We start from the raw sequence: 17,562 nt of genomic DNA, 5'->3' as shown, positions 1-17,562 counted from the left end.
GGAAAGGGGGCGGTTTTTTTGATGTCGTCAACGGTTCATTCCAGGCCCGGGCTTAGGCTGCAGCCGAACCCCCACCAACGTTGCGTAAAACCAATCGTGAAGCCGGCCTTGGCGGAACCGATACGAAAAACTGCAAAAGTGCAGGTGTTTTCACCGATTTTGAAGATTAAGGCTAAAAAGATGCAAAAGTGCAGGAATTTTGAACCAAAATGAGAATAAGGAGATTTTTACCCTAAAAAACTGCATTATTGCAGGTATTTGCGATAGTTAGGTCAATTCCGAACAAAAAAACTGCACTTTTGCATTAATTCCTCAGAATCGCTTGGGTAGCTTCTTTTGTATGACTATCATCATACAAATGATTACACGCAGCGCTCGGGCGCCGTCCATCGTGCATACGCGCTCCGGTGGCGGCCGAAATATGCAGTCGAAGCGATGGAGACGGCATCGGAGCGGCATGATCGACGGTGGACGGTGTGAGCGCCGGTGGACGTCGTTAGGTTAGTAGACGTGTCGTGAGCGCCGGTGGTCCGTCATGAGCGTTGGTTGAGGTTGTGAGCGCCAGGGGTCCGTCGCGGTCGGCATGATCACCGCCTATCGTCGACCATCGCCAATTAACGGCGACGCTGCCCCAGCGAGGTTATGGACTCCTACTCCACGATATACATTACTCCCGCTTCGGTCGGGAAGTGTTCGCCTTCCTGCGCCGTACTGCCGTCCGGCAGCCGGACGGTCAGGCCGCGCAAACCGCGCAGCGTACACCAGCCGTCGACCGTCGACGTGAGGTTGGCCGACGTTAAGCGGCCTTCCTCCCACGTCATGTCGACGATAAACCCGCCGCGGGCCCGCAGGCCGGTCACTTGGCCGCTAGCCCACGCCGCAGGCAAGGCCGGCAGCAGATCGATGCCGGCCATATGGCTTTGCAGCAGCATTTCGGCGATGCCGGCTGCGCCGCCGAAGTTGCCGTCGATCTGGAACGGCGGATGATCGTCGAACAGGTTCGGGTACGTGGAGCGCGACAGCAGCGTTTCGACGAAGCGGTGCGCCGTCTCCCCATCGCCCAGCCGGGCGTACAAGTTGATCAGCCAGGCGCAGCTCCAGCCGGTATGGCCCCCGCCGTTCCGAATGCGCTCCTCCAGCGTTCGGCGGACGGCTTCCGCCAGCTCCGGCGTCTGTCGCACGGTGATCGCGTCTCCCGGATAGAAGCCGTACAGATGGGACACGTGCCGATGTCCCGGCTCGGCTTCCGCAAACGGCTCGCTCCACTCCTGCAGCCGGCCGTCCGGGCCGATCTGCGGCTGGGCCATCCGCGCAATCGTATCGGCCAGCTCTTGTCGCCACGCCTCGTCGACGCCAAGAATCTCCGCCGCCCGGATCGTGTGCGCAAGCAACTCGCGGATCAAGAACAGATCCATCGTGCTGCCGGCGGACACGCTGCAGGGCTCGCCGCCATCCGGCGCCAGGAACTTGTTCTCCGGCGAGGTCGAAGGCGCCGTAACCAACCGTCCGTACGGCCCGGTCACCAGCCAATCCTGGCAAAACTCGGCGGCCCCCTTCATCAGCGGATACGCGGTCTCCCGCAAAAACCGCTCGTCCGGCGCGAATTGATAATGCTCCCATAAATGCCGGCACAACCACACCCCGCCCAGCGGCCAGAACGCCCAGTTGGCCTCGCCGTCCGTTGGCGTCGATTGGCGCCATAAATCTACATTGTGATGGGCTACCCAACCCCGGGATCCGTAATGAATCCGCGCCGTTCGGGCACCGGTAACGCTCAGGTCGCGAATCAGCCCGAACAACGGCTCATGGCATTCGGCCAGCCCTGCGACCTCGGCATGCCAATAGTTCATTTGCGTATTGATGTTGGTCGTATACCCGCAGTTCCACGGCGGCTGCACGTGCGGATTCCAGATGCCCTGCAAATGGGCGGCCTCCGTCCCCGGCCGGGAGCTTGCCATCAACAAATACCGGCCATAGTGGAAATACAGCGCCTCCAGCGCAAGATCCTCCGTCCCGCTGCGGTAGGCATCCAACCGCTCGTTGGTCGGCAAGGCCGCCCGCTCCGCTGCCGCAGAAGCGCTGCCTAGCCGCAGCTCTACGCGGCCAAACAATAAGCGGTGATCCGCCACATGGCGTTCGCGCAGCCGCTCGTAGCCTATCTCCGCCGCCGCGGCCAGCACGGCCCGGCAACGCTCGGCCGGATCGATGCCGCCGCTCCCCGGCGTCTTGTCATAACCGGCGAAGTCCGTTGCGGCCGCGAGCAGCAGCGTCACGGCTTTCGCCCCGCGCACCCTCAGCCGGCCCGATTCGTCCGCCTCCGCCGTACCGCCCTCCGGCAGCGCCAGCAGTTGTACCTCAAAGGAGAGGCCCAGCCCTTCCTCGTACAACACCGATTGCGGGTGATCCCCGCGGTAATTGTCGGCGACGTGGCTAGGCGCCCGGCCCTTCATCCTGAGGCGGGCCGTTTCCGCCGGAGCGGCCACGATCCGATGCCGGAGCAACGAATCCAGCGAAGCAGCCAGATCAACGGGCTTATCCCCCTGCGCAGCGATACGCACGACCAGTACCTGGTCGACCGCGCTGACAAACACCTCGCGCTCATAAGCCGCTTCGCCTATCCGATAGCTCGTAGAAGCGATTCCCGTCGCCAAATCCAATGCCCGCCGAAACCCGCTAACCTTGCGTTCTGCACCGACGCTTTCCGCCCCTTCTTCTCCCTGCTCCAATCGCAAGCTCCCGAGCGGTTGATACGATTCCGTGCGCCGGCCCAGCATTTTCGCATCCACCAACTTCTCCGCTTCTTTATATTTGCCGGCAAAAATCAGCTCGCGCGCCGGTCCAAGATGACGCAAGGCATCATAATTCTGAGGATCCCGGGGAAATCCCGACCATAACGTATCCTCGTTTAATGCGATCAATTCCCGATCTGTCCCGCCGTAAACCATCCCGCCGATCCGCCCGTTTCCGACGGGAAGAGCTTCCTCCCAACGGGAAGCGGGCCGATCGTACCATAGCTTCCATTCCGCTTGATCCGAATAGGTCAGCGTACTCATCTCCTCTCGAATTCTCCCATATTGGCGAAAAAAGGCCCGAGGAAATCACGGGCCTTTTTGCACCTTAGTTCTCTAAGAGATCTGACTATTGCAATTCCTTGCCGGTAAACAGCTCGACTCTCTTCTTAACCAGTTCCGTATATTCGGCTTCCATTTCCTTCGCGCCGGCTTTATCCAACTCGGCAAGGAAGGCGTCATAGATCTTGTCGAAGTCGGTCGTTTTCGCCAGAACCGCTTCAGGAATCCGTTTACGAACGATATCCTGTGTTTTTTGGAAAATCACTTGGTAATCGCCGTCCGTAGGAACAGGCATGTTGTACAATGCGCCCCAATCCTTCGCCGGGAAGGCATCTTCGCCAGGGAACAGGTCTTTCCAAGTTGTTGCGTTGTAAGCTTTCAGCGTCTCTTTTTCAGCTTCAGTATAGCCTGCCACGATTTGTTCAGGGAAGTTCGTGGTGTAGTAGTTGCCCGAAGGATCTTTTACGCCGTCGCCATAGTTGGCGCCGAAGATGCGGTATTGGCTGATGCCGGATTCCTTCGTGAAGTTCGTGCTGTCATTGACTTTGCGATCTTGAATGTCGGCCGGAACGACGCGTTGGCCGTTTTCAACCGTATAGTGTTTGCCTTCAATCCCCCAGTTTCTCAAAACTTGACCTTCGTCGGAAGACAGCCAGTCGATGAATTTGATGGCGCGGACCGGATCTTTACATGCCGTCGTGATGCTGATGCCGTAACCGTCAACGCCCGCTTGTTGGAAGGAATGATCTTCGTATTCTTCCGACAAGGTGACTGGGAAGTGCGCGTAAGTGTACTCGTCTTTACCTGCGGTTTTCAACGCGTTTTCAGCGTCCTGATAGCCCCACTCCTGGTCGATCAGGCCCAGTACGCGGCCGCTGGCGATTTTTGCTTTGTATTGGTCTTCTTTTTGAACGAACGTATCTTTATCCAACAGACCTTCATTGTACATGTGGTTCAACCAACGGAAGTATTCTTTCTCTTCCGGACGTTTGTAGTGCAATTGAGCTTCGTACGTTTCCGGATTGACGTAGTATTCGCCATCGTCCGGAGCGCCGGTTGCCAGGAACGCCGGGTTCGTTACCGTAATCATGATTCTCCAGTCGTCGGCGCTCAGCGTCAACGGAATCGTTGGCTGGCCGTCCGTCGTAGGGTGCTTCTCAACGTATTGCTTCAGCACGTTTTCAAAGTCCTGAACCGTGCGAACCTTCGGATAACCCAGTTCTTTCAAGACGCGTTGTTGAATTTCAAATCCGCCGCCGGCGTCAAAATATTGTTGATCCACGCCGCCGTTCGTATAGAGCGAATAGATCGCCGGGTCATCGTTGCTGTATTTCAGACGGTTCATGTTCTCGCTGAAAATTTTCTTCAGGTTCGGAGCATGCTCTTCAATCAATGGGGCCATGTCAACAATCAGTCCGGCATCGACCAGTTTGCTCAATTCACCTTTGGCAAAAATCAGATCCGGAACGTCGCCGCTCGCGGCCATCAGGGCGATTTTGTTCTCGCCGCCCCCGGCGCCTACGTCAAACTCAGCTTCGATGGTAACGCCGGTCTTCTCGGTAATGACTTTGCCCACATCGTCCTGCATGTTGTTCCAGTTCGGACTAGCGTCAGCGCCGAAGAAGGTAAAGGTAATAGGGCTTGTATCTGCGGTTGCTTCCGCATTGGTTCCTGCGTTTCCAGTATTGCCGGCATTGCCTGCATTCCCGTTATTGGCGGCATTGTATCCGTTGCTTCCGCAACCTGCCACCAGCATCATACTCGCGAGCAAGATGGCTGCAAAAGCTTTAGGGCTTTTCCATTTCATTTCTACTTTCCCCCTCGTCGTCTTGATAAAGCTTATATTGTATAACAGGCTTTCGCCTGCCGATACCGAATCCTACTTCCCAATCTCCCGGCAACACGGAATAAGAAAGGGCTTTCATCATTGGCTGAAAAGAAAACTTCATTCGCTTGATCCCGCTCCGCCGTCAGCTAGTCTGCGGCGAAGGCGGAACCGGCGGCGGTGCCTTCCGAGCTTCTGCCCGGCAAGCGTAACGTTAGGCTTTTACGGCCCCCAACGTCATCCCGTCAACGAAATAACGCTGCAAGAACGGATAGACGATCAGGATCGGTACCGTGACGACAATCGTAATGGCCATCTTGATGGACTCGGGCGATACCTGAGCCATCTGATTCGCCATATCGTTGGCGTTGATCATTTTTGCACCTTGGTTCGTGCTCTGCAGGATTTTCATCAGCTCGTATTGCAAGGTAGTTAAATGCGCTTTGTTCCCGTTATATAGATAGGTGTCGAACCAAGAGTTCCACTGGCCTACGGCCAGGAACAAGGCGATCGTTGCCAGTACGGGCTTACAAAGCGGCAGGATGACCCTGTAGTAAATCGTAAAATCGTTCGCCCCGTCCAGTTTGGCGGATTCCTGCAGCGCATACGGCAATCCGTCGATAAAAGAACGGATGATGAAGACGTTGAACGCGCTGACAATCCCTGGCAGGATATAAATCCAGAACGTGCCGATCAGATCGAGATGACGCATCAGCATGTAGGTCGGGACCAACCCGCCGGAGAAGTACATCGTCAGCGCCAGGAAGGTGGACACGAACTTCCGTGCTTTGAAATCGGGCCGGCTTAGCGTATAGGCCAGCATCGAGGCGCTGATCAAACCAAGCACCGTTCCGAGCACCGTCCGGTAAATCGTAATTTTGAAGCCCGTAATCAGGCTGGAGTAGTTGAAAATCGTCTTATAGTTCTCTAAAGTGAATTCCCGGGGCCACAGGTAAATGCCGCCTCGGACGGTGTCCGTGGAATCATTGAGCGAAATCGCCAGCACGTTCAGGAAAGGGTACAACGTGATGACCAAAATGACGCTCATCAGAATGAAATTGCAGATATTGAAAATTTTATCGCTCCGCGTGTCGTTGAAGGCTTTGCTTGAACTTGCCATCTTCCGTCTCCCTCCCCCTACATGATGCTTTCTTTCGTTGTTTTCTTCATGATACCGTTCGCGGTAAGCAGCAGGATGATGCTGACCACGGAGGTGAACATACTAATCGCCGTACCATACGAGAACCGGCTGATATTAATCCCGTAGTTCAGCGCATACAAGTCAAGCACTTCGGAATAGTCCGTAACCAGCGAGTTGCTGAGCTGGAACTGCTTCTCAAAGCCGATCCCGATCAAGTGGCCGATCGACATAATCAACAGCACCGATATCGTCGTCCGGATGCCCGGAAGCGTAATGTTCCAAATTTGCCGGAAGCGTCCGGCCCCATCGACCCGTGCGGCCTCATAAAGCTCTTTATCGATACCGGTGATGGCCGCCAAGTAAATGATGGCGTTCCAGCCGGTTTCTTTCCAAACGTCGGAAGCGGTTACAATTCCCCAAAACCATTTCCCTTGGGCCATGAATTGAATCGGCTCGTTAATGATGTGCAAAGAAACCAAAACCTCGTTGATGATCCCGCCGTCGATCGAGAGCATTTTCGTAATGATCCCCCCCACGACGACCCAAGACACGAAGTGCGGCAGGTACGAGACCGTCTGCACCGTGCGCTTGAAGTATTTGCCGCGCAGCTCGTTCAGCAGCACCGCAAAGGTAATCGGAATCACGAAACCCGCAATCAACCCCATCAAGCTCATAGCCAGCGTATTGCGAAGCACCAGGTAGAATCGTTCGTCTTGGAACAGATCCACGAAGTTCTTGAATCCGACCCACTTCTGCTCGGAGAAGGATTTCGCCGGCTTATAGTTTTGGAAAGCCATCGTCCATCCCCACACCGGCAGGTAGTTGAATACGAACAGCCAGATGACGAATGGTATGGACATGAAGTACAAATATTTTTGCTGTAAAACGCTCCGCCAGATACCGGTCTTCCGCTTCTTCGGCGGATTAGGGGTTGCGCTTACATTTCTGGTCTCGGGCTGAGTTGACAGCGTTTCCATCTCTTTTCTCCCCCCTTGTCTGCTATAGCTTAATGATAAGGGAAGAGGGGCCGGCGAAATACCCGAGAGATTTCGAACAAAACCATATAAAAATTAGAGATTGCTTCCGGTCGGTATCGTAAAGCTAATCTCCGTACCGACTCCATACTCGCTGAGGATCTGCAAACCATGCTCTTCCCCATAGGAAAGGACGAGCCTTTGATGCACGTTGCGCAGACCGATCCGCTTCTGTTCCGGCTCCTTGGTGCCGGAGATAAAGCTCATCACTTCGCGCAGACGTTCCGGCGTCATCCCCATCCCGTTATCGCGTACCGCGATGCGAACCCGCCCATCGTTCATTTCGATCCTCACCTCGACATGGACGCCGTCTTCCTTGTCCTCAACTCCATGGACGACGGCGTTCTCGACCAGCGGCTGAATGATCAGCGGCGGTACCCGAATCGCGCTGGCCGCGGGATCGATCGATAAAGAATAGCTTAACCGGTCCTCGTAACGGAACTTCTGAATCTCCAGATAGGAGCTGACCATCTCCAGCTCTTCCTTCAGCGGCGTGCTTTCCCGCCCGACCTCCAGATTTTTGCGCATCATCTTGCCAAGCAGCCGCACGACGTTGGCGATTTCCTTGTCGCCTTTTAAGTGGGCGTTCATCCGGATGGACTCCAGCGCGTTAAACAGGAAATGCGGATTGATTTGGCTGGCCATCATCTTCAGCTTGATCTCCCGTTGAGCCAGCTCCAGCGTATTGTTTTGTTCGGTCTTCTCCACGATCTGGTCCATCAACCGGCGGATGCTGTCCACCATGTAGTTAAACTGCCGGGATAGCTGTCCGATTTCGTCATTGCCGTCGATCCGCGATACGACGTTCAAATCTCCTAAAGCCAGCCGGTTCAAATGGCGGCTCAGCCGCAGCATCCGGTTCGTCGTCAGGAACGAAACGGTATACACGAACACCAGCGCGATCATGAGGACGAGGATAATAATCAGGAGTCCAACAAGGCTGACGGTATTCGCATCTTTCACGATCGGCTCCGTCGCAAACACGGAGATAAACTTCAGCCCGTTCATGCTGGCTTCCGGCGTCAAGGTGTCAATAACGAGATAAGACGGAACGCCCTGGATATCTACTTTAAACGTCCCTTTTTGCTGGGTTCGCAGGTCGATGCCGTAATCCAAGGCTTCCAGCGTTTTGCCGACATACGACGGATTTTTCGCGGCCACGACGTAACCCAGATCATCGGTGATGAGGGTTTCGAAAGGCTCCTGCTGCAGCATCCGGTTGAGCTCTTCCTGGTTCATGATGACCATCAGAACGCCGCTCTTACGGGTTCCTTCAAACGAAATTTGCCGAACCAGGCTAAGCCGCTTGACCGGGACTTCCTGATTATCGTTGATATAGAACCACCCGATATCCTTGTTCTGCATCGCCTGCTTGTACCAATACATGCCCTCGATTTCTTCGTTCACCGGGATTAATTCCAGGTTGTTGATCAAGGTCGGGTTGTCGTAGTAAAAACGGATCCCCGAAACCTCTCGGTAGGTCCTGTCATAATTGCGGAAATCATCATACTCGAGATACGCTTTGGTTAGCTCCAGCACATTGGGGTAGCGGGTGTTTACCATTTTCTCCAGCTTGTTATCGAGCATGAAGAAATCGGAGATATCGGTAGGCACGCGGAGCATCGTGGCGGTTCGGGTTTTCACCTTCTCGACGTTGTTGGTCGTTTGGGCGATCGCCCGATCCATAGCTTGATGACGAAAGTAAGCGGTTACGGCCACCCCAACGATCAGGACCGGAATCATGACCACGACGATATAGGAAATGAGCAGCTTATGCTTCAGTCTCAGGTTATTGGTGATGCGGATCAATTTACTTAACAATCGGATCACCTCTCATATAAATGGAAATATCCCCTTCGTAAAGGGGAAAGGGATATTTCGGCATCCCCGGGCACTTGCCGCGCGCAGGGGATGCCTGTCACATATTAAATTACCCAAGCGGTTAGGGCCACGACCAATTATTTCAAGGTGATTTGCAGTTCGGTGTTGCCCGTGAAGGCTGCAACTTCTACCGCGCCGTTACCTGCCAATGCCGCGCCTTGTACCGCAGCCGCCTCGCCCATGCCATGCAGCGTAACGAAGAAGGGCTTGCCGGCGCCTTCGGCGGTCAACTTCACTTGATTTCCGTTGCGAACGACCGTAACTTGGAGCTCGGCATCGCCTTTGGCATTGCGCACGGTGCGAGAGAGCGTTGCCCCATCTTCGATCGCGTACAAGCCCAGTTCCACGCCGTCCGCGTAGTCGTAGTCCGGGCGAACGTCGTTGGCGCCCGTCGCCAGAATCGAGTTCGGACGTACGAACAACGGCAAGCTGAAGAAGTCGTATTTCTCTTTGCGCCATTTGCCGCCTTCTACCGTCTGACCGGACAGCATATGCGTCCACCGGCCTTCCGGCAAGTAGTAGGTCACGTCGCCCTGTTCGCTAAATACCGGCGCGACGAGCAGCGAGTCGCCCAGCATGTATTGACGGTCCAGCGTATCGCAAGCCGGTTCTTCCGGAAATTCGAGGAACATCGCCCGCATCGTCGGCACGCCCTGTTGCGTCGCTTGTACCGCGGTGTCAAACATATACGGCATCAACCGGCATTTCAGCTTGGTGAAGAACCGGGTTACGTCCACCGCCTCGTCGTCATAAGCCCAAGGCACGCGGTACGAGCTGCTGCCGTGCAGCCGGCTGTGGCTGGACAGCAAGCCGAAGGCCAACCAGCGTTTGAACACGTGCGCCGGCGCCGTGTTTTCGAAGCCGCCGATATCGTGGCTCCAGAAGCCGAAGCCGGCGAGGCCCAGCGACAAGCCGCCGCGGAGGCTTTCCGCCATCGACTCGTAGTCGGCGTAGCAGTCGCCGCCCCAGTGGATCGGGAACTTCTGGCCGCCAACCGTTGCCGAACGGGCAAACAAGGCCGCTTCATTTTTGCCCAATTTCTCTTCAAGGACTTCAAAGACGACTTTATTGTAGAGGTACGTGTAGTAGTTGTGCATTTTCACCGGATCAGAGCCGTCGTGGTACACGACATCCGTCGGAATCCGCTCGCCGAAGTCGGTCTTGAAGCAGTCGACGCCCATGTCGATCAGCTCGCGCAGATATCCGGCAAACCATTCGCAGGCCGCTGGGTTCGTGAAATCGACCAGCGCCATGCCCGGCTGCCATAAATTCCATTGCCAAACATCGCCGTTCGCTTTTTTGACCAGATAGCCGTTTTCCTTGCCTTCTTCAAACAGGCGGGAACGTTGCCCGATATACGGGTTGATCCAAACACAGATTTTCAGGCCTTTTTCCTTCAGGCGCTTCAACATGCCCACCGGGTCCGGGAATACGCGTTCGTCCCATTTGAAGTCCGTCCAGTGGAATTCGCGCATCCAGAAGCAGTCGAAGTGGAACACGTGCAGCGGCAAGTCGCGTTCGGCCATGCCGTCTACGAACGAGTTCACGGTAGCTTCGTCATAATCGGTCGTAAACGAGGTCGTCAGCCACAGGCCAAAGCTCCAGGCCGGCGGCAGTGACGGCTTGCCGGTCAAATCGGTGTATTTGTTCAGCACGTCCTTCGGCTCCGGACCGTCAATCACGAAATATTCGAGCGATTCGCCGGGAACGCTGAACTGCACTTTCTTGACTTTTTCCGATGCCACTTCGAAGGAAACTGCGCCCGGATCGTTCACGAATACGCCGTACCCTTTATTGGTCACGTAAAAAGGAATGTTCTTGTAGGACTGCTCGGAGCTCGTGCCGCCGTCCTTGTTCCAGATGTCGACGACTTGGCCGTTCTTGAGGAACGAGGTGAAGCGTTCGCCAAGCCCGTATACCCATTCGCCGACGCGCAGGTCCAGCTCTTCGCGCATATAGGTGTTGCCGCCCGTTTCGCTCACGTGCGCCATCGATTTGAAACCGCTGCCGGTAATCCGCTCGCCGCCGCGGTAGAAATCGACGGACCATTGCGGCCCCTTATTGATGCGGACGCTAAGGCTGCCGCTTTTCAGTTCGGCGTATTGTTCGTTTTCCGAGATTTCGACATGGTCGCCGCCCTTCGCCAATTCGAAATGCGGACCATGGTCGACCGTGCCGGCAAAATGGATCAGCTTAACGCCAATCACACCCGGCAAGGGGGAGTGGAACTGCATCGTCAGCAAGGTCGTATTGATCATATCGCCGCGGCCTCGGATCGGCGTCGTCGATGCGGAAGCGATCAATGTATGGTCTTTCACGTGAAAATCATAAGCCTGCACCGCAGTGGAAAGGGTAAATTCGTCGCGAATCAGCCAGTTGCCATCGGTAAATTTCATATGGGAAATACCGCCTTTCTCGTCACATTGTTTTTCGAATGAAAACGTTCTATACTTGCATTATACTGATACCACGATGAATAAACTAACATTATCAAGCGAAAATATAACACTATTTTGACGAGGTGAACACGCATGGATCAAGCGCTCCGCCGCTCCCTGAAGGAGAGCAAGAGTCACGGCAACGAACGGCTGCCGTTCGGTACCTATTGGTACCGCTACGGCTCCGGCGAACATGTGATTGACTGCCACTGGCACGATGAAGCCGAGTTTTTCTATTGCCTCGAAGGCGAAACGCTGTTTCAGGTCGATACCGATTACTTCCCGGTCCGGGCCGGGGAAGCGGTGTTTATCGACGGCGGCGACATTCATGCCGCGCATGCCCACGGCGAGCAGGGGTGTGCGTTCTTCTCCCTCGTCTTCGACACGCAGTTGCTGGCCAGCGCGCATTACGACGCGGTTCAGGAGAACCTCGTCCTGCCGCTTCAGGAGCGGAAAGCGACGTTTCCCCGCCACATCCGGCGCGAGGAAGCGGCTAACCTCTCCTTGCTGGAGCATATCGTATCCATGATGCGCAGCTGCAGCACCGAATCGCCCGGCTATGAAGGCGCGGTCAAAGGGCACCTCTACCTGATGCTGGCAGAGACCGCAGCGGCAGGCCGAGCCGTCAACCGGTCCCTAGGCGGAAGCCGCAGCGAATCGTCCAAGATCGACCGGCTGAAAACGGTCATCCAGCATATCCAGCTCAACTACGGCCATCCAATCCGGCTGGCGGAGCTGGCGGCGCTGATCCCGATGAGCGAAGGCCAGTTCTGCCGCTTCTTCAAATCGATGACCCGGCAGACGCCGATGGACTACATCAATTCATACCGGATCCGCCAGGCTGCCGAGCTGCTGCGCGAGCCGGAGCGCAAAATCTCCGATATTGCGCTGGAGGTCGGCTTCGACAACATCAGCTACTTCATCCGGGTGTTCCGCAAGGCGATGAACTGCTCGCCTTCGGAATTCCGCAAGCGGCTACTGGCGCCGGTGGAGGTCTAGCACGGTTGGCGCGAGCGCGGCAAACGACGCGGGCGCTTGCGTGCGAAGGATCGAACATAATCCCAGCCTCACGTCCCGGGTGCATGCTAGCTGTACGTTATTTCGCATGGCCGGCGGAAATTAAGTGCAGAAGCGCAGTTATTTTCCCCGATTCTCGGGTTCTCCTAAAATTACCTGCGTAAATGCAGTTATTCCTCATGAAAAGGCTGATTTTTGATAAAATCGCAGAAAATAACTGTACCTATGCAGCTATTTAGCCGTTTGGACGGGGAGTCGCGAAAATAAATGCATCTGTGCAGTTATTTACGATGAGTCCGTTCAACTCGGTTGATAGGTGTTCTTGATGCGAAAATGAGCTGGAGGATTTCCAGCTCATTTTCGTCTTGCTATAGTTTGGCTCAATAGAGCGGCAGAAATCCGGTGACGCAACCTTCTAATAGATCTTGAACCAGCTGATTTGCGTTTCCCCTTGCAGATGCAGGTACACATCATGCCGTCCCGACAAACCGGCCGCGGTTTCCACGGTGACCGTCGTCCAGGCTTGGCGCCCGCCGGTAGGCAGGATCTTGCAGGTAACCACGGCCTCTCCGTCCGGGGAATCGAGCGTCACGGCAATTTCGCCACCCTTCAGGTTCCCCGACACGCGGGCTTCGAACTGGGACGTTCCTTCGCTTAGCTCGACATCGCGGAAGGCAATCCACCCGCGCTCGTCTATCAGCCGGATGCTTTCGCCGCCTTCGCGGCATTCATCCAGGAAGACGTACTCGTAATCGTCATAGTTTACCGCACGGACCGGTTCGCGCAGCGAACGCGGCGGCACGGTTTCGCCCTCCACCCGAAGCGTAGCCGTCAAGGCAATCACGCCTGAGGAGGGGCCGACCATGACCGTAACTTCGCCCGACTCCACGCAATAGCGCTCCCGGGTCACATCCCAGAACGCCAACTCTTCCGCTTTCAGCCTAAACGCAACCTGCTTCGACTCTCCTGGCTGCAAATGCAGGCGGGTAAAGCCCTTCAACTGCTTCAGCGGCCGCGGTACCCGGGACTGCCCGATTCGCACGTACAGCTGAGGTACTTCATCCCCGGCCATTTTCCCGGTATTCCGCACATCAAACGAAATCTGAACCTCGCCGTCCTGACCTACTGTCGTCCGATCCATCGCAAGTCCGCTATATTCAAACGTCGTATAGCTGATTCCATGCCCGAAGGGGTACAACACCTCGCCGTCAAAATATTGATAAGTCCGTTTCCCCTTCATGATGTCGTACTCCTTCAACTCCGGCAGCTGGTTCACTGATTTGTACCAGGTCATATTGAGGCGTCCCGCCGGATTATAGTCGCCGAACAGCACGTCGGTCACGGCATGGCCCAGCTCTTGGGCGGCATGCGACGTAAACAGGATCGACGGCACATGCTCGTTCTCCCAGTTGACCGCAAACGGATAGCTGCCGACGATGACGACCACCGTATTCGGGTTAGCGGCTCTTACCGCCTGAATCAGCGCTTGCTGCGCCGGCGGCAGCACGATGTCGGCCCGGTCGATCGTTTCCTTCGCATTGATGAACGGGTTGTTGCCCACGAAGACGACCGCCGTCTCCGCTGATTTAGCCGCCTTCACGGCTTGCTCAATCCCGCTCTCCACGATCTCCACGATCCATGTTTCGCCCGGCAGTTTGCTATCCACTTTAATAGCATTATCAAACACGTTTTCGCCAACCGCGATCAGGCCGCCGCGTTCGTTCAGGACGATCGGACGTCCGTTCCACGCCTTCAGCTCGATCTTGCCGTTCGAAGCCGGATGGAAATCGAACACTTCCTTTACAAACCAGCCGCTGGCTTCGCCCGCTGTCGCCGTCAGCAGGCCCGAATCGGTCTCCGTCACGAATTTGCCGGAATCTACCGAACGCAACGTATTGGAGCCCCAGCCCCAATCGTTCCGCTCGAATACCGCCGCATCGGCCGCGTTATCGCCGGTTGCCGTCAGAACGGCCTCCGCTCCTTCGCCGGACGTGATCCGGACATATTTGCCGGTCGCCGCGGAGCGCAAGCGAATCCGGTCCAGGCCGGTTCCGAATTGAACCGGGCGCTCGCCCATTTTCTTCTTCATGCCCTGCAGCGGAGTTACGCGGTACGGCGGCGTGCCGCTGTACCAGTCGGCAATCGCCTCGTCCGCGAGCGGCCCGACGACCGCCACCGAACCTAAGGATTGCGACAATGGCAGCAAGCCTTCGTTCTTCAGCAGCACGATCGATTCGCGGGTAGCGGTCAACGACAGAGCTGCATGCTCCGGTGCGCACAGCTTTGCCTCCGGCACGCGGCTGTACGGGTTTCGCTCCTCCGGATCGAACTCGCCCAGACGGAAGCGGACGCGGAAGGCGTTGCGCAGCGCGCGGTCCAGATCCGACTCGGCCAGCAGCCCTTGCTCCAATGCGTTACGCAGCGCCTGGAACATGATCGGCTGATCGTCCGTCATGCTGTCGATGCCGGCCTTGATGGTTCCCGCCACCGCTTCGGCGTAGGATTCCACGTAACGGTGGTCCAGGACCGTGCCCATCACGTCGCCGGCATCGCCAACGACAAACCCGTCCATGTTCCATTCGCCTTTGACGATATCGTTCACTTCTTGATTGAGGTTACATGGCGTGCCGTTGATCCCGTTGTAAGCCGTCATCATCGAACCGGCCCGGCCCTCCCGGAACGTCCGCTCAAACGCCTTCAAATAATACTCCCGTTTATTGCGCGGATCGATGCTCACCGAATCGCTGCCGCGGCCAACTTCATTGTTGTTTCCGTAAAAATGCTTCAGCGTGGCCACCGCTTTGTAATAAAACGGATGATCGCCCTGCAGGCCCTTCACCAGCTCGGTCGTCAACGCTCCCGTGAGGTGCGGATCCTCGCCGTAGGCTTCCTCCGTCCGGCCCCAGCGCGGGTCGCGCTCCATATCGACGGTTGGCGCCCAGATCGTTAAGCCGTTAACTTCCGGATTCCGCTGAAAATACACGCGCGCCTCATCGCCAATCACCGATCCGATTTGACGCATCAGCTCGGGATCCCAGGTGCAGGCCAGTCCGGTGTTTTGCGGAAAGGACGTGGCTTCTCCCAGCCAGGCGACGCCATGCGCGCCTTCCGTGCCGTGTTTGTATTGTTTGACGCCGAGCCGCGGTACCTCCGTTTGGAACTGGCACATCAGCTCGATTTTCTCATCCAATGTAAACCGGGAAACCAGATCATTCACCCGCTCCGCCAGCGGCAAATCGGGGTTTTGATAAGGATATTGGTACGTGTTGTCCGTCATACGATTACCTCGCTCCCATATTCTAAAATTTCGTTGTAAGCGCTTAAGAATTACGCCCTGCTTGTACCCGCGTGGGTTTGCCAATCCTATCATAGCCCGCCGCTTTTCCTCGCGATACACGGAACATTAGTTATCTTTTCATATAATAATCGCATAACAAAAAAAGCACCTGTCGGTGCTTGAGGCCAAGAAGAATAGGAATCAGGCATGGTTGGACTGCTTGCGGTAAGCGGAAGGCGAAGTGCCGACGTATTTGCGGAATTTGCTGTAAAAATAATCGACGTTGGTGTACCCGACCTTTTCGGCCACCTGATAGACCTTTAAGCCTTCTTCCAGGTAGCCCTTCGCTTTTTCGATCCGTACTTTATCGAGATACGTATTGAAGTATTCCCCGGTCGTATTCTTGAACAATTTGCCCAAATAGGCGCTATTATAATTGAAAATGCCGGAGAGCGTCTCCAGTTTGAGGTTGTCGCTGTAGTTCCGGTGAATCAGGTCTAGCATAATTTTGACTTCCCGGTGTTTGCCGTCTTCGCCGAGCTGATTCATGATTTGCTGCAGCAGGCGTTCCGCCTGCCCATTCAGCTCCAGGATCGAATGCGCTTTCTGAATCTTGGAAAATCCGTCGGAAAACTCCTTGCCTCGGCTCTGCAGCTCCGGCGACTGTTTCAGCGCCTTGCTGTAAACCGTCGTCAGCAGCTCCACGTAACGGTTCTTGATTTCATTCTCCATCGCGCCTTCCGTTCGATAGGCCTCGCCCAGTTGGCGCAGCAAAGATTGGACCGCCTCGCGATTTCCGATGTCGACCGCGTAGAAGAGCTGTTCTCCCAACTCTTCGGGCGAAGGCCCCGGCTCCGAAGAAGTCCCTGACCGTAAGGAATCCGGGGTCAGGATCGTTCCCTGATCCAGGAAGAAATGATGCCGCACCAGCTCGCAAGCCGTCCGATAGGATTCCCGGATTTCCGTCAAGCACCCGACCTTCTCGCCTAGGGCGACGGAAAAATGGATGCCCGCCTCGGCCAGCTCGCCGGCGAGTTCGCGGTAAATCTCCCCGAATTCTACCGAGAGAAGCGGTTCCTTAAGCAGGACGCCAAGCTTGGCATGGATCGCGAACGCCCAGCCGCGGCCGGGCTCCTCGAACAGCCGAACCAGCGTCTTGCGGACGAGCGCATTGTTTTGGGCATCGCCGTCCCCCTCGAATTGCGCGGTCAGCAGCAGGATTTGAAATGCTTTCCCGCTGATGCCGACCTCACCGGCGCGTTCGCATAGCGGCGCGGGATCGTCTTCGTCTTCGCCGGTCAGAACCGATTGGATCAGCGCTTCGCGGTTCCATTCGGCCGTGACGTGCTTCCACTGCTGCGAAGCTCGCTCCTCGTCGATCGTCAGCTTGATCTTCCAGAGATAATCCTTCAGCTCATCCTCGTCGACCGGCTTCAACAAATAACCGTCCGCCCGCTGCGTCATGGCTTTCTTGGCATAGCTGAAATCCGCGTAGCCGCTTAGAATCAAAATATGCAGGAGCGGGTCCTGCATACGGAGCTTTTCGATCAATTGCAGCCCGTCCATGCCGGGCATGCGGATATCGGCCACCACGAGGTCTGGACGGTAGCGTTCATATTTATCCAGTGCTTCGTTCCCGTTCGCCGCCGTATCCACAACTTCGTAGCCGCAGGCTTCCCAATCGATGAACGTACGCAGGCCTTCCCTAAGCTTGGGTTCGTCGTCAACAATAAGCACTTTAATCATTTGGCATTCCTCCGACCGGAAAAGGTTCGTTCTTCCAGCGAATAATGAAGCGTTTTCATTAATTATAAGATAATTTTTGTTTTACCCACAAACATTATTCTGTTGACTTATTGCACTATTTTGATGGATACA

At 55.8% G+C, this 17,562-nt stretch carries 10 protein-coding genes; 2 read left to right on the top strand and 8 right to left on the bottom strand.

Annotated elements, in window-relative coordinates; genetic code table 11:
* Positions 1-213 (top strand): hypothetical protein (locus MJ257_RS22970; RefSeq protein WP_240271435.1); only part of this gene is annotated, 213 nt, incomplete at its 5' end.
* A gap of 437 nt (positions 214-650) precedes the next feature.
* Here MJ257_RS22970 and MJ257_RS22965 read toward each other — a convergent pair.
* The 6 genes from MJ257_RS22965 to yicI all read right to left on the bottom strand — a co-directional run bounded on the left by MJ257_RS22965 (position 651) and on the right by yicI (position 11,348).
* On the bottom strand, positions 651-3,053 hold the full coding sequence (locus MJ257_RS22965; RefSeq protein ID WP_240271434.1) for a glycoside hydrolase family 95 protein: 2,403 nt from the start codon (positions 3,051-3,053) through the stop codon (positions 651-653).
* 85 nt (positions 3,054-3,138) lie between these two features.
* Complete coding sequence (locus MJ257_RS22960; RefSeq protein WP_240271433.1) at positions 3,139-4,878, bottom strand: ABC transporter substrate-binding protein; 1,740 nt, start codon at positions 4,876-4,878, stop codon at positions 3,139-3,141.
* Positions 4,879-5,110: 232 nt separating this feature from the next.
* Positions 5,111-6,016 (bottom strand): carbohydrate ABC transporter permease, encoded by a 906-nt coding sequence (locus MJ257_RS22955; protein ID WP_240271432.1) that lies wholly within the window; start codon positions 6,014-6,016, stop codon positions 5,111-5,113.
* 17 nt (positions 6,017-6,033) lie between these two features.
* Positions 6,034-7,014 carry an ABC transporter permease gene (locus tag MJ257_RS22950; RefSeq protein WP_240271431.1) on the bottom strand — a complete coding sequence of 327 codons (981 nt, stop codon included), beginning with the start codon at positions 7,012-7,014 and terminating at the stop codon, positions 6,034-6,036.
* Between the two features lie 93 nt (positions 7,015-7,107).
* Positions 7,108-8,901, bottom strand: a complete 1,794-nt coding sequence (locus tag MJ257_RS22945; protein WP_372489882.1) for a sensor histidine kinase — start codon at positions 8,899-8,901, stop codon at positions 7,108-7,110.
* Positions 8,902-9,029: 128 nt separating this feature from the next.
* Positions 9,030-11,348, bottom strand: a complete 2,319-nt coding sequence (gene yicI / locus MJ257_RS22940) for an alpha-xylosidase (RefSeq protein WP_240271430.1) — start codon at positions 11,346-11,348, stop codon at positions 9,030-9,032.
* Between the two features lie 135 nt (positions 11,349-11,483).
* Here yicI and MJ257_RS22935 point away from each other — a divergent pair, with 135 nt between their 5' ends.
* Positions 11,484-12,389, top strand: coding sequence for an AraC family transcriptional regulator (locus MJ257_RS22935; RefSeq protein ID WP_240271429.1), 906 nt, complete (start codon positions 11,484-11,486; stop codon positions 12,387-12,389).
* Positions 12,390-12,822: 433 nt separating this feature from the next.
* Here the strand turns inward: MJ257_RS22935 and MJ257_RS22930 are convergent, their stop codons facing one another.
* Entirely contained in the window at positions 12,823-15,684 is a 2,862-nt protein-coding gene (locus tag MJ257_RS22930) for a glycoside hydrolase family 3 protein (RefSeq protein WP_240271428.1), read from the bottom strand.
* Positions 15,685-15,885: 201 nt separating this feature from the next.
* A complete protein-coding gene (locus MJ257_RS22925) occupies positions 15,886-17,430 on the bottom strand; it encodes a response regulator transcription factor (protein WP_240271427.1) in 1,545 nt (514 codons plus the stop codon).
* Positions 17,431-17,562 lie beyond the last annotated feature (132 nt).

Source organism: Paenibacillus timonensis, assembly GCF_022427145.1.
Classification (GTDB): Bacteria; Bacillota; Bacilli; order Paenibacillales; family Paenibacillaceae; genus Fontibacillus; species Fontibacillus timonensis.
Note: the sequence above shows the minus strand (reverse complement) of the source record. Positions and strands in the feature narration are given on the sequence as shown.